Source organism: Nicoliella lavandulae (genome assembly GCF_037546185.1).
GTDB lineage: Bacteria > Bacillota > Bacilli > Lactobacillales > Lactobacillaceae > Nicoliella > Nicoliella lavandulae.
The window spans coordinates 1,193,657-1,207,883 of the sequence record NZ_JAWMWH010000001.1 but is presented as its reverse complement, the minus strand read 5'-3'; the positions used below and the strand labels follow the sequence as shown (position 1 = coordinate 1,207,883).

Annotated in this window: 11 protein-coding genes; 6 read left to right on the top strand and 5 right to left on the bottom strand. The window is 39.7% G+C overall.

From position 1 onward, the window contains the following. The first annotated feature begins 78 nt into the window (after positions 1–78). Both recU and R4146_RS05495 read left to right on the top strand, forming a co-directional pair. Positions 79–678, top strand: coding sequence for a Holliday junction resolvase RecU (gene recU / locus R4146_RS05500; protein WP_339960419.1), 600 nt, complete (start codon positions 79–81; stop codon positions 676–678). Between the two features lie 16 nt (positions 679–694). Then, positions 695–3,034, top strand: coding sequence for a PBP1A family penicillin-binding protein (locus R4146_RS05495; RefSeq protein ID WP_339960418.1), 2,340 nt, complete (start codon positions 695–697; stop codon positions 3,032–3,034). A gap of 70 nt (positions 3,035–3,104) precedes the next feature. Here R4146_RS05495 and R4146_RS05490 read toward each other — a convergent pair whose 3' ends face one another. The 4 genes from R4146_RS05490 to R4146_RS05475 form a co-directional block, all read right to left on the bottom strand. Continuing rightward, a complete protein-coding gene (locus tag R4146_RS05490) occupies positions 3,105–3,842 on the bottom strand; it encodes a DnaD domain-containing protein (protein WP_339960417.1) in 738 nt (245 codons plus the stop codon). A 59-nt stretch (positions 3,843–3,901) separates the two neighbouring features. Beyond that, a complete protein-coding gene (asnS, locus tag R4146_RS05485) occupies positions 3,902–5,197 on the bottom strand; it encodes an asparagine--tRNA ligase (RefSeq protein ID WP_339960416.1) in 1,296 nt (431 codons plus the stop codon). Positions 5,198–5,227: 30 nt separating this feature from the next. Further along, the gene (locus tag R4146_RS05480; RefSeq protein ID WP_339960415.1) at positions 5,228–5,731 is read right to left on the bottom strand and encodes a cell wall elongation regulator TseB-like domain-containing protein; all 504 of its coding nucleotides are present in this window, start codon (positions 5,729–5,731) and stop codon (positions 5,228–5,230) included. Between the two features lie 66 nt (positions 5,732–5,797). Continuing rightward, positions 5,798–8,587: an exonuclease domain-containing protein gene (locus R4146_RS05475; RefSeq protein WP_339960414.1), complete on the bottom strand. Its 2,790-nt coding sequence runs from the start codon at positions 8,585–8,587 to the stop codon at positions 5,798–5,800. Positions 8,588–8,763: 176 nt separating this feature from the next. Here R4146_RS05475 and mvk point away from each other — a divergent pair, with 176 nt between their 5' ends. Genes mvk through fni form a run of 4 tightly spaced genes read left to right on the top strand, consistent with a single transcriptional unit; the run spans position 8,764 to position 12,835 of the window. Then, the gene (gene mvk, locus R4146_RS05470; RefSeq protein ID WP_339960413.1) at positions 8,764–9,687 is read left to right on the top strand and encodes a mevalonate kinase; all 924 of its coding nucleotides are present in this window, start codon (positions 8,764–8,766) and stop codon (positions 9,685–9,687) included. A gap of 12 nt (positions 9,688–9,699) precedes the next feature. Further along, positions 9,700–10,692 (top strand): diphosphomevalonate decarboxylase, encoded by a 993-nt coding sequence (gene mvaD, locus R4146_RS05465; protein WP_339960412.1) that lies wholly within the window; start codon positions 9,700–9,702, stop codon positions 10,690–10,692. 15 nt (positions 10,693–10,707) lie between these two features. Beyond that, positions 10,708–11,814, top strand: a complete 1,107-nt coding sequence (locus R4146_RS05460) for a phosphomevalonate kinase (protein WP_339960411.1) — start codon at positions 10,708–10,710, stop codon at positions 11,812–11,814. Continuing rightward, the gene (fni, locus tag R4146_RS05455) at positions 11,789–12,835 is read left to right on the top strand and encodes a type 2 isopentenyl-diphosphate Delta-isomerase (RefSeq protein WP_339960410.1); all 1,047 of its coding nucleotides are present in this window, start codon (positions 11,789–11,791) and stop codon (positions 12,833–12,835) included. Before R4146_RS05460 ends, fni begins: the two co-directional genes overlap by 26 nt. Positions 12,836–12,868: 33 nt before the next feature. Here fni and R4146_RS05450 read toward each other — a convergent pair whose 3' ends face one another. Then, complete coding sequence (locus R4146_RS05450) at positions 12,869–14,224, bottom strand: RsmF rRNA methyltransferase first C-terminal domain-containing protein (RefSeq protein WP_339960409.1); 1,356 nt, start codon at positions 14,222–14,224, stop codon at positions 12,869–12,871. Between the last annotated feature and the right edge of the window lie 3 nt (positions 14,225–14,227).

Sequence of the window (14,227 nt, the reverse complement as noted above, 5' to 3'; positions counted from 1 at the left end):
GTATAATAATGAATATGAGCTATTATTTATATTCTAACACGTTAGATTTGTTAGAATATAATATTGGAAGGTGGTTATATGGAAATTAATTATCCTGGTGGAACACGGGCTAATCATAACAATTTAAAGTCTAAGCCCACCCGGTTCAATACTAACTACGGCGATCGTGGAATGGGGCTGGAATCTGAACTAAACGCAAGCAACCAATACTACTTAGCCCATGATATTGCAGTGATTCATAAAAAGCCCACCCCCGTTCAAATCGTACGCGTTAACTATCCTAAGCGGGCAGCAGCAGTCATCAAAGAAGCTTACTTTAATAAAGCCTCTACTACTGATTATAATGGCGTTTATCGTGGTCACTACATTGATTTTGATGCCAAAGAGACCAAAAACGCCACTGCTTTTCCATTAAGCAACTTTCATCAACACCAAATTGAACACATGCGTAAATGCATTCAACAAGGTGGCATTTGTTTTGCGATTATTAAATTCGTAAAAACAAATGATATTTTTTTATTCAAAGCAACTGATTTATTTCAATTTTGGGATGCACAAAAAAAAGGTGGTCGTAAATCCATTCCGAAATTGACAATTCAAGAGCTTGGGTACAGTATTAACTATCAGTTACAACCACTCATTCCATACTTGGAAGCGGTGGATCAGTTAATTGATTAAGTGAAGGAGTTTTTTCATGTCAGACAATAATCAAGAGTCGCGAATGACTCGGAATCGAGTTAAAGGTCCCAAACATCGGCACTTATTACGCAAAATCATCTTAAGTATCGTTGCCTTTTTTGTGGCTATCATCGCTTTAGGAAGTGGATTATTCTTCTACTATGCTTCCAGTGCACCAGAAATTACCTATAATGCATTATCTAGTGATAATTCGACCAAAATTTACGATGCTAATGGTAAGGTGATTTCTCGCCTCGGTATTCAAAATCGTGAATACGTTAAGTCCAAGGATATTCCAAGCCAACTAAAAGAAGCCGTAGTTTCAATTGAAGATCGTCGCTTCTACAAAGAAGGTGGTGTTGATCCACTACGAATCGTTGGAGCTGCATTTGGTAACCTAACTGGTTCTTCACTCGGGCTCCAAGGTGGAAGTACCCTAACCCAACAATTAGTTAAATTATCAGTCTTCTCCACTGCTGCTTCCGAACAGACTTTAAAACGAAAAGCCCAAGAAGCTTACTTAGCCATGAAGGTCAACCGTCAATATTCCAAGGATAAGATTCTAGAATTCTACATTAATAAGGTTTACATGGGCAATAATGTCTATGGAATGCAAACAGCTGCTGAATATTACTATAACAAACCACTAAAGAAACTTAGTTTAGCTGAATACGCATTATTAGCAGGAATGCCACAATCTCCTACTAATTACAATCCATATCTATATCCTAAGTATGCTAAGGAACGCCGGGATCAAGTATTACAAGCAATGGTCAGAAATAAAGAGATTTCTCAATCAGAAGCAGATAAAGCGAAAGCCATTAGCGTTAAACGCGGCTTAGCTAAAACGCATCACAATACCGACGTGACCTCTGTTAATGAAAAATACATTGATTCATACTTAAAACAAACTCTTCAAGAATTAAAAGCTAAGGGTTACAACACTAGTTCTGGCCTTAAGGTTTACACTAACTTAAACCTATCTAATCAAAAGTATCTATATAAGATCGCTAATAGTAATTCGACTATTAACTTCCCAAGTAATGATTTCCAAGTCGGCGCTACAATGGTTAATTCCAATAACGGGAAGGTCGTTGCAATGCTTGGTAGCCGTAAATCCAACATTTCATTTGGTTTAAATCGAGCCGTGCAAACCGATCGTTCGAGTGGATCAACAATGAAACCACTAATGGATTATGGACCCGCAATCGAATACCTCCATTATCCAACTTACCAAATGGTCCAAGATACGCCGTTCACTTATCCTGGGACTAATACTAAGTTAATGGATTTCGATGATCGTTATGAAGGAAACATCACGATGCGTCGAGCATTAGTTGAATCAAGAAATATTCCGGCCATTCGGACCTTACAAGACGTTGGAATCGACCGTGCTACTGAATTCCTTAAGGGATTGGGAATTACCCAAAAATCAGCCTTTAACCTCCAAAATGGGATTGGGGCTTACATTTCATCCGAACAAGAAGCTGCTGCCTATGCTGCCTTTGCTAACGGTGGAACTTACTACAAGCCTTATTACATTAATAAGATCGTTGAAGCTAATGGAGATGTTCATAAATACAGCAGCCAAGGTAAAAAGGCAATGTCATCAGCTACTGCATTTATGATCACTGATATGCTAAAGGGCGTTATGACGGATGCCAATGGTTCCGGTCCTTCAGCTAAGATCGATGGATTATATGAAGCTGGTAAAACGGGAACTACTCAATACCCTGATAACTACTTGAGTTCAGTGCCTAGTATGTCATCAATGGATTCGTGGTTCACTGGTTATACTAAGAACTACTCCATGTCAGTTTGGACTGGATATGATAAACCGTTCGAAGCAAACCACTATATTACCGAGCAACAGTCAACAATTGCCCAGGAACTATATAAATACACGATGGCATATGCTTCTCAAAACAAACCAAATGTCGACTGGACTAAACCAGATGACGTCGGCTCAGTAACTAAAGATGGTAAAACTGAGTACTACGTGGTTGGCTACAGCAATGGTGTGGTCAATAATAGCTCATCTAGCACTTCATCATCGACCGTAGTTAACTCTAACTCTAGCAGTTCGAGCAGATCTAGTTCTAAGGATAGTTCTAACAGTACTAACAACTCATCTGGTAGTTCCTCTAGTGATGTTGAACAACATCCAAAGGACAATGATGATAGTAGTAAATCATCTGATAGTTCATCTTCTAGCAGCTCTAGTAGTTCTAGCTCTAGTAGCAGTAGTCAAACTAATGACCAACAACAAAATAACAATGCTAATCAGAACCAAAACCAGGACCAAAATAATAATGACAACAATAACCAAAATCAGACAAATGCCAATAATAACTAAAACAACAATTAGTTAGGCAACTTAAAAAGCCCATCCGCTAAATCTTTAGCAGATGGGCTTTTTGTCTACCTTATTTTATTTTGAAAATTGGGATTTCAGGACCATCATCATGACGTTTCCATGAACGTTTCGGCGTTCGACTATTTTCATATCGATCAATTTCTTTTTCAACATCATTAGGCGTCTTAATATTCTTCTTTTCCCAATTCAGTAAAATCCGATCAATATATTTCAAATTATAGACCTGGTTTAAAACAGATTCTCGTAACGCTAGTTCAATCATGTCTGGTCGATAGCCATCAGTATCTAGCCATTGACTAATCGTTTCTAATTCAATGGGTGATAATTCACGGCCGAACTCGCGTTCAATACTTTCAAATACATGTTTACGGTCATTGTTAGTGGTTAAATTAGCTTGATCAGGCATCGTGGTAGTCATTTGTGCATAATCATCCCCACTACCATTTGCATCCTCATTTGAGCATAATTCAGCTAATTTATCATACATTAGTTGAAAATCATACTGATCAAAATCCTTACCCTGTCGATCTTTTTTGGTTTGGATCGTCATCAACTTTTTTTGAATCAATTGATGAAGGATTTGATAGAATGATTGCTGATCAAAACCAGTTGCTTCAGCAATGGTCTCGATGTCTGGAGCTGCAATGCCGCGATCAAAGAAGCGTTTGAATTGCAAATAGATCAATAATTCATTTGCATCCATGCCAATTTTAGTGTAATTCGCTAATAAGTAGTTGGGTAAATTAGTGCTGCCATCCCTAATCAGATGGTTAGTTAATGCATCCATGTGAATCCCTCCCGTTAATTTGAAAAATAAAAAGTAGCCATTCAGGCTACTTTTGTGGTTTATGGGTGAAGCCGGTTTAACATTCTTGGGAATGGAATGGTTTCACGAACGTGATCTTCAAGGGTCAACCAAGTTAAGATTCGTTCCAGTCCTAATCCAAAACCAGAGTGCGGAACACTTCCGTATTTTCTTAAGTCGAGATACCATGAGTAGGCTTCTGGGTCTAAGCCGGCTTCGACAATTTTATCATATAGGTATTGATAATCAGTAGCCCGTTCGGAACCACCAATGATCTCACCATATCCTTCGGGAGCTAATAAGTCTGCACAGATAACCACATCATCCCGAGTTGGATGAGGCTTCATGTAAAATGGCTTAATTGCCTTTGGATAGTTCAAAACGAACACTGGTTGGTCAAAATGATCAGCGAGGTAAGTTTCTTCAGGTGATCCAAAATCATCGCCCCACTTAATATCAAAGTCAGCCTTTTGTAACAATTCAATTGCTTCATCGTAACTGATTCGTGGATATGGTACTTTCGTATAACGCTTCAACGTTTCAATATCACGGTCTAAGATTGAAAGTTCATATTGACAATTATCAATAATGCTTTGAACTAAGTAAGCAATGTAGCGTTCTTGAATGTCTAAGCTTTCTTCTTGGTGCATGAATGCCATTTCTGGTTCAATCATCCAAAATTCAGTTAAATGACGCCGGGTCTTAGACTTTTCAGCCCGGAAAGTTGGTCCAAATGAGTAAACCTTACCAAATGCTTCCGCCCCTGCTTCTTCATATAATTGACCACTTTGGGATAGATAAGCATTAGTATCAAAGTAATCAATGTGGAACAATTCAGTAGTTCCTTCAGGAGCGCTTCCCGTTAAGATTGGTGCATCGAACTTAACGAAACCTTCTTTGCCGAAGAATTCATAAGTAGCTCTAATAACTTGGTCTCTAATTTTTAATACGGCAAATGGACGCCGGGAACGAATCCATAAATGACGATGGTCAAGTAAAAATTCGATTCCATGGTCCTTAGGGGTGATTGGGTAATCTTCAGTTTCAGAAATGATTTCGATATCTTCGACTTCCATTTCATAACCGAACTTAGAACGTTCATCTTTATGAATGATTCCAACTACGTACATACTAGTTTCTTGTCGTAATTTTTTGGCTTCTTCAAATAATTCTTCAGAAACGTTCTTTTTTAAAACAACGCCTTGGAAAAAAGCAGTTCCATCTCTTAATTGTAAGAATGCAATCTTTCCGCTAGAACGCTTATTAGTGAGCCAAACGCCAATTTTAACCTTTTCATCAACGTGATTTTTGGCGTCGATAATATTAATTTGTTGCATCAAAATTTCCCCCGTTTAGTAATGAATTTACTATACATTCGAAATTAATTGGATTGATCTGCCATTAGCATAATTCAATGTTTCGTAGCATAGCTTATTGGAATGATTTAAATAACTAACAATCCACACTGGTTTATTATTAAATATCGATGGTGCGGCATTGAGCACCTTCTTCGCTTGACCGTCTTGTTTGACCTTATTAATAGCATCAGTTTCTGAAATGCCCTGATTAGCCTTTAAAACGGTCGTCTTGCCATCATCCTTATTAATAATAACATATAGTGAAGCATTCCGATTATTAGTTCCTTGAACTGTGTAGTACGTCCGGTTCAATGCGGACATGTAAAACTTATTAACATTTTGAATTCCGGCAGCCTTTTTAGCAATATCGATCGACTGGCCCTTTGCCCTACTCATTGGTCTTTGAGCACGGAAAATTAGAATACAAAAGATAATAATCAGTAATGCAACGATCGCATAAATAATCCTTCTAAATTTACGCCGTTGCTGATGCCGTAATAATTCTCTTTGCATAGCGAACTTCCTTTACTGCGTTTCCTGATAACAATACCATTATAGCAAATTCATTTTGGAATTGACTTATTTTTTAATAAAATTTTTAAAGAAATTCGCGGTGGCGAAATTAATCCGGCGGGTCGGCATTCGTTCCAGTGCAAATTGCGACGTCAAACTTGTCGCAATTTGACGTCCATAATCAGTATTGACCAATCGTGAGTCTAAGATGGCAAGCCATTGATTGGGATTAGTTAATGCTAATGCTTGATTCAGCTTTAAAATCGCATTCGGCACAATGAAATCTTTGAATGAATCACCGTCAAGATTATTAACTTGTGATAACAACAACCGCTGCTTAGGTGAATCACCCAATAAAATGGGTAGGTCCACAATAAATATTGATTGAGGCTGTTTAGCAATTTCACGACTCGTTTCCAGGGTAGCAATGGTGCCTAATACAGTCAATTGGCCATCATTTAAAATATTTTTAATTAATTTGCTTTGGTTCCCGCTAATTCCTTCTGCCATGACATTGTAGTGATCGTTAATATGCCGTTCCGTTAAGGCGAAATACACTTGGCGCAATAATTGTTTGGAATTAAACAAGAAGTAATTCTGATTGGTCCCGTGTTTTAAGGCCTTAACAATGACTTCTGCAAAGTAATCAACCGGTTTTGAATCATAAGTTGCATTGAGCATTGGGCCATCATCCACTACGGATAAGGATTGTCGCTTCATTAGCTGTTCAATTTGCACCAAGCGTTTGTTGGGCATCTGCATCCCCAATTGATCGAACGTAAATTTTCTAATTCGACTATCGATGTTCAAATTATCAACTAATAATGCCGCTGGAAAATGCTTGAACAATGATTGACTTAAATCCAGCCGGGGACTTAACGTCTCTGCAGTCAAAAAGGCATTGTTTAAGTCATGGACTTGGTTCGCATACACTGAAACGATTAAATCATCGGATTGTTGTTTCAAGCGCTCAGTAAATTCATGATACTGCTTAATTTCACGCGTCATTTCTAATACTAACGCTTGAAAATGATCAACTACCGCCTGTTCTTTTAGTGAGTAACCGTGGTTGGGCCCACTAACGATCCGATTAGCATTTTCAAAGCAGGCCTTCCATTTGGCCTTGATTTGATTAAAGCGTTGTTTTTCGAAATTATATTCATCCCGCAACTTACCAACGTCCACTAATCCCGTTAAATGCTTATCGTTCGGCCGCTCAAATTCACGTCCTAAGAACCGCGTTGAAATACGCTTTTGAATTGGTTCTAAGAACGCACTAATTGCATTTAAGTCACTGCTAACGCGCTCCACCGATTTACGAAATTGTTTTTGATGCCCCAAGATATCATTTAAACTTAGGGTGTGGGTATTATTGATAATCCCTTGAATTTTGCGAATCAAAACATTAACGTGATTTAATTCGAGGGTAATATGGTTCATCCGCATCACACTATCATTTAATTCCAAGGCATTATCAATCACTAACAGTGGTTTTTGATTCTGCTGGCTAATCTGCTTAGCATGCCGTAGTAGATAATCATGCGTGGTAATTAAAAAGTTAGAGTACTTATTGGAATTCCGTGCTCGTTTTAAAAAGTCGACTCGATAAAACGGTTGGGTGGGCCGAATTGATTTAACTCCCTGGTGATTGATCTCATTGCAATACGGTGATTGGTTACTTAAGTTCAATTCGCCTAAGTCCCCCGTCTTAGTCATTGTCAACCAAACTAAGATTTGGGCCTTAATGAATTGAATTTGCACCGATCGTTTATCAGTTCGTAAAGAAACAAAGAAGCGATTCAAATCAATATAATTATTAGCTGACTTTAGAATCGAATAACTAACGTTGAACGGTGCTAATTGTTTGATCACTGGAATGGTCTTATTTACAAAATCTAATTCATTATCACGGTTTCCTAGGCTAATGATCACCTTTTGATTCCGATTATGACTGAGATATGCCATCGGTAACCCATAGCCAAATTTCTTCCCCATCCCCTTATTCGTTGCTACCAATAAGTTATCAGGCTGATGGGCTTGATAATTATCATAGAGGGTGTTCATCAGTTTGACTTGTTCTGGAATAAATCGAATTTGCGTACTAAACTCCATTTGCTTTTCATGATTACTAAATGGGTATGGATAGACGGCCTTATCGCCATCCCGTTTTTGGCGGGTGAACCGCCGCAACACTAGTCCGTGTCGATACATTAAATGTGCCGGTAATTTTCGGTTCGCATGGACCTGCTCTTGAAATATTGATTGAACTAACTGCCCGGTATTTAGGGGTAATTGTAACTGTAACCCCAAAATGGACTTAAGCGTAGGCGTTGGTAACGTCTTCATGCGCTTAACCAATATCAAAAAGAGGTGGGCCGTTGCAATGGCATCACTACTGGCAGAGTGGGGATGGTCGTGTTTGATATTAAAATAGCTAGTTAGATCACGCAGTCTGAAACTAGGCACCATCGGTAGTAAAATTTGGCTCAACGTTACCGTATCAATGGCCTTGATATTTAACTGAGCATGGCCAACTCGTTGAAACTCATGGTTCAAGAATGGAAAATCAAAGTTAACATTATGGGCAACGAACACGGTCCCGGATAGTAATTTATAAAGTTTATTTGCAATCTGTTTAAATGTAGGCGCGGATTTAATCTCATCATTTGTAATGCCAGTTAATTTGGTAATTCTAGCTGGAACTTCAGTTTCGGAATTAACATTTGTCGAGTAGACTCGAATAATTTTATTGTTCTGAACTAAAGCACAGCTAAATTGAATAATGCGATTATCCTCGTGGATGCTATTTCCAGTCGTTTCAAGATCGACCACTGAAAATACAGTATTAGAATTCATCAAATTCACCAATCTTATTCGTTCAAATTTTAATCTAGCATAATGATACTACATTTAAGTAATTTATTCTAAGTTTAAGATGCATTTAATTATTCCCCCATCGACTTGGTTTTTCATGTTGTTAGCGGGTATTTTATGATAATATGAATACTGGTTTTAGAAAGTGAGCGATAACATTGAAAAAAGAAGCGACCGGAAAAAGTCATGCTAAAATTATTTTAATTGGTGAACACAGCGTAGTTTATGGCAAACCTGCGATTGCCTTCCCCATTGATAGCATTCCAATTACGGTAACGACTAAGTCCATCTCACATGGGATGAGAATCAATAGTGAATTTTATAAAGGCGAGCTAAAAGAGGCCCCCGTTAACTTGACAGGTATCAAACGATTGATCACCACAATTTGTAATGAATTGAGCCCGACTGACGTGCATTTACAAATCAACTTCAGTAGTGAAATCCCATCAGAACGCGGAATGGGATCATCAGCGGCGGTATCAATTGCATTGATCAAAAGTCTTTATCACTACTTTAACGCCCCCCTCTCGCGGGCTAAGTTATTTGAGCTAAGTGATATTGAGGAAACGATCACCCACGGTAATCCCAGTGGAATCGATACGGCCACCGTTAGCTCTGAATCGCCAGTGTGGTTCATTCACAAACAACAACCAGCTACCATTGATTTAAACCTAAATGGTTATTTAATCATTGCTGATAGTGGAATTCGAGGCCAAACTGATGTGGCGGTCAACTCCGTTCGACAATTAGTTAAACAAGATCAAAATGCCAATGCCGCCATTCAACACTTAGGCGATTTAACGAACCAAACCAAAACGGTCTTAGAACAAAATCAAATCAATCGGTTAGGGACGTTAATGAATCAAGCCCAACAACAACTTGATTACTTAGGTATCAATATTCCAAGAACTGAGTATTTGATCAACGTTGCTAATCAAAATGGCTCATTGGGCACTAAGTTAACCGGCAGTGGCTTAGGTGGATGCATTATCTCACTTACTGACACCCATTCAAAAGCCGTTAAAATTGCCAACGCCCTATCGAACGCTGGTGCTGTTAATACCTGGATCGAATCCTTTTAGGAGGGGAATAAATTGAAGACTGAACCATTAACGTGGGCGCAGGCTCATACTAATATTGCACTCGTTAAATACTGGGGGAAAGCCAACTTAGAATTAATCATCCCCCAAAACAGTAGTCTATCACTGACGCTAGATCATTTTTATACTCAAACCGGTGTCCAATTCGATGAATATTTATCAGCAGATCAATTTTGGTTAGATGACCAGTCGATCCCCGTTAGTTCTAAGGTCAAACGATGTTTAGATGTGGTGCGTGAGCTGGCCGGAATCAATCAATTTGCTAAGGTGGTTTCATATAACCATGTTCCCAACTCAGCCGGACTAGCATCCTCAGCATCTGCGTTTGCAGCCTTAGCAACGGCTGCTAGCCGGGCTGCTGGATTACATTTAGACGGTAAGCAACTATCCAGAATTGCGCGCAGGGGCTCTGGGTCGTCCACTCGTTCTATTTTTGGTGGCTTCGTTGAATGGCATGGTGGTAATTCTGATGCTACTTCATATGCTGAACCCATCCAAGATCCAGTTACAATGGATATCAAAATGATTACGGTCATCCTAAACCGTAGTCAAAAATCAATTAGTAGTAGTAATGGGATGCAACGCTCAGTTACCACCTCACCTTACTACCCCATTTGGCGCGACCAAGCAGCAAATGATCTCATTAACATCAAACAAGCCATTTATAGTAATGAATTTACGAACGTAGGTGAGATTGCCGAAACCAATGCCATGCGGATGCATTCATTGACCCTAAGTGCTGATCCTAGCTTTACCTATTTTAATGCTGACAGTCTAACGGTAATGAATGTCGTGCATCATTTACGGCAAAACGGCATCGAATGTTACTTTACAATGGACGCTGGTCCTAATGTTAAAATTTTATGCCAATCTAAAAATGAGCAACGAATTCAAGACGAACTAGCAAATCACTTTAAGCCCCAAGACATCGTTGTTTGTAACCCTGGTCCCGGCGTTAAAGTAATTCGCGACCCCAGACTAAAATAGAAGGGAAATGATTTTTTGATAACTGTTAAGGCTCCCGGTAAATTATATATCGCTGGTGAATATGCAGTGGTGGAAGCAGGTCATCCCGCCGTATTAATTACGGTCGATCAATTCATTCAAGTTAATGCGAAAATCGTTAAAGATTCCGGGATGATTAAATCCAGTCAATCACCACATCAAATCATTCAATGGCACAATCAAAATCATCAAATCCACTTTACCCAGCAATCAGCTGCGTTTAGCTATGTCATGATGGCCATGCGGATTACTGAAGCATATTTAGGTGAACTTAACTTACCTACGCATCAGTATCAATTATCCATTGATAGCGATTTGGATAGTCATGATGGGCATAAATATGGGCTCGGTTCATCAGCAGCCGTTAGCGTTGCCATCGTGAAGGCCATTTTTAAACTATATCAATTACCATTGGACACATTAACAATCTTTAAACTAGCTGCCATTGCGCACTTAAAAGTCCAGGGGAATGGTTCATTGGGTGACGTAGCGGCTAGTGCTTATCAGGGGTGGATTGCCTATCAATCATTTGATCGTAATTGGCTGTTCGATCAACTACAGACGCATTCGATCAAAGACGTCATTGAGCAATCCTGGCCCGGCTTAAAAGTTGAACGACTCACCCCGCCTAACAACTTAAAGTTAATGATTGGTTGGACTGGTTCCCCCGCATCCACAGCCAGTTTAGTTGGCACCGTCGCTGGCAAAAAGGCTAATCAAACTAACTTTTATCAATCCTTTTTGGCCCAAAGCAAGGCATGTGTCAATCAAATGATCATTGCATTTCACCACCAAGATACTGCGGGGATTCAACATCAAATTAAGGTAAACCGACAATTATTGAACCAGCTTGGGCATAGTATGGGTATTCCAATCGAAACGCCTCGGTTAAAACAAATGAGCGATATCGTGATCCAACATGGTGGCGTTGCCAAAACATCCGGCGCTGGGGGCGGTGATTGTGGCATTGCACTAATTGATGATCATGTAGATGATCGTGCCATCGTTAATGACTGGCACGATCATCAAATTAACAAACTTAATTTTAAAATTAGCAATCATGAGCAGGAGGAACCAAATGATCAGCCGTCATTCTCATCGTAAAAATGAACATGTTTCATTAGCTAAAAAATTCTTCCAAGAATCTGCTAGCGCCGGCTTCGAACAGCTTCGATTTATTCACCACGGGTTGCCCGAAATTACGGTCAAAGAAGTTGACCCCACAACCACCCTCTTTAACAATCAGCTTCAAATGCAATGGCCCTTTTACATTGAAGCCATGACCGGCGGGAGCAATGAGACTGGCAAATTGAATCAACAACTTGCACAAATTGCTCACCAAACCGGCGTTGCCATGGCCAGTGGTTCTGAAAGCATCGCATTAAAGGACCCATCCACTGCAAATAGTTTTACCGTGATTCGTGATGCAAACCCAACTGGCATCGTCTTTGCCAATATGGGCGCCGGTCATTCATTGGCAGATGCAAAACAAGTGGTCAGTTTAATTGATGCCAATGCTTTAGAAGTCCACATTAACGTGGCCCAGGAAATGATCATGCCTGAAGGCGACCGCGAATTCAACTGGATCGCTGAATTAACTGACATCGTTAGTCATGCTCCAGTCCCAGTAATCATTAAAGAAGTCGGTTTTGGGATGGACCAAGCCACAATTAAGCAGTTAGTTCAATCCGTTGGAGCCAAAGCAATCAACATCAGTGGCCGGGGTGGAACTAATTTTGCTACAATTGAAAACTTCCGCCGTAAGCATAAAGATCTTGATTACTTAGCTGATTGGGGGCAAACCACCGTTGAATCATTATTAGAAGCCCAAGCATTCAAAACCGATGTCGACTTAATTGCCTCTGGTGGCATTAAAACACCATTGGATATTGCTAAGGCCATTGCCTTAGGTGCTAATGCGGTTGGCATTGCTGGAACGATCTTAAATCAATTGATTCAAAATGGACCTGAAAAGACCATTGAGATGATTAAAGACTGGCAAACTGGGTTGATTACCATTATGACCATGCTCGGCTGTCGAACCATACAGGATTTACAAAATGAAAAATTATTGTTATCCCCTGAGTTAATTAATTACATTCAACAACGAAGGATAAAATATTAAAGAGGCTTTAGAGTATCACTCCAAAGCCTCTTTTTAATTTGCAATAAATCTCAATCCCTTAGGAAAGAAGTTTTTAATCGTACCATTTACATACTTACCAAAACCAATTGGTCGGCCTTCACAAATCAACTGGTACCATCCCTTAGCCAGGTTTGCATCTGATGGGACTAATTTGATCGTGTCACCATGAACATATTGAGCCCATTGATCATGATCAATTACAATCTTTTTTTTAACTGCATCGGGGCGTAATGCTAAAGCAAGCCCATAACTAGGCTCGAACCGTTTCTTCTTAAACGTCCCTAGTAGTAATCCTGGTCGCATTACCTTTAGCCCCTTTAACTGAGGTGTTTCAGCATTTAGTGTGTATAATTGATCCCCAAAGACGATTAGATCATGGTATTGTAGGTCACTAATACTTGATTGCATAAAGTCAGCCCACAATTGTTTTTGTTCACGATTTAAATTTCCTCGTTCAAACTTTATTTTACGTGGTTCATCAATTGCTTGGGTAAGCCTTAGCTTGGCAATAAAGTGCCCTTCGCCTTTAAATAGATGGGGAAATAGTCGCACTGCCTTTTTCAATTCTGGATTATGATTAGCCCATTCCGGCTTCGCATCCACCATGCCATCATATTTCTTGATGGGGACCATTTCAAATGGATAATTGTCCAAGAGCCACGCAATGACTTGTTCGTCTTCTTCTGGCGCAAAGGTACATGTAGAATAGATCAATTCCCCACCAGGTTTAAGGGTGCGGATAGCATCCAATAGAATTTCATGCTGACGCGTCGCACATTCAGCTGGGTATTCATCATTCCAATATTGCATTGCATCTGGATCCTTATGAAACATCCCTTCTCCAGAACATGGGGCATCAACGACTACTTGGTCAAAATAACCCGGGAAGTGCTTACGAATCGTTGCGGGATCTTCATTTAAGATCAACGTATTTTGTGGACCAAAGCGTTCTATGTTCTCAACTAATACCTTAGCCCGCTTATGATTAATTTCATTGGAAACTAGGAATCCGGTATTATTTAAGAAACTCGCTAGATGGGTGGACTTACCACCCGGAGCTGCGCAAAGGTCTAATACTTTCATGCCGGCCTTGGGAGCTGCCACTTCCCCCACATACATTGCACTGGGTTCTTGACTATAGATCGCGCCACTTTGGTGGTTAACTGATTTACCATTTACCTTGCCGTAATATCCCCATTGACAGTATGGGACTGGCTTAGATAAATCAATGTTTTCAGGCACATTTTGCTTCAATGGATTGATTCGAAACGCGTAGTTAACAGGATTGTCAAAGCTGGCAAAAAAAGCTGCTGCCTGTGACCCCATTAACCGCTGATACTTCGCTATAAACTGATCAGGTAACTTCAAAAT

Excerpts from the sequence above, each read along its gene's own strand:
- recU (WP_339960419.1), top strand. The coding sequence starts at position 79 with ATGGAAATTAATTATCCTGGTGGAACACGGGCTAATCATAACAATTTA.
- R4146_RS05495 (WP_339960418.1), top strand. The coding sequence starts at position 695 with ATGTCAGACAATAATCAAGAGTCGCGAATGACTCGGAATCGAGTTAAA.
- R4146_RS05490 (WP_339960417.1), bottom strand. The coding sequence starts at position 3,842 with ATGGATGCATTAACTAACCATCTGATTAGGGATGGCAGCACTAATTTA.
- asnS (WP_339960416.1), bottom strand. The coding sequence starts at position 5,197 with ATGCAACAAATTAATATTATCGACGCCAAAAATCACGTTGATGAAAAG.
- R4146_RS05480 (WP_339960415.1), bottom strand. The coding sequence starts at position 5,731 with ATGCAAAGAGAATTATTACGGCATCAGCAACGGCGTAAATTTAGAAGG.
- R4146_RS05475 (WP_339960414.1), bottom strand. The coding sequence starts at position 8,587 with ATGAATTCTAATACTGTATTTTCAGTGGTCGATCTTGAAACGACTGGA.
- fni (WP_339960410.1), top strand. The coding sequence starts at position 11,789 with ATGATCAGCCGTCATTCTCATCGTAAAAATGAACATGTTTCATTAGCT.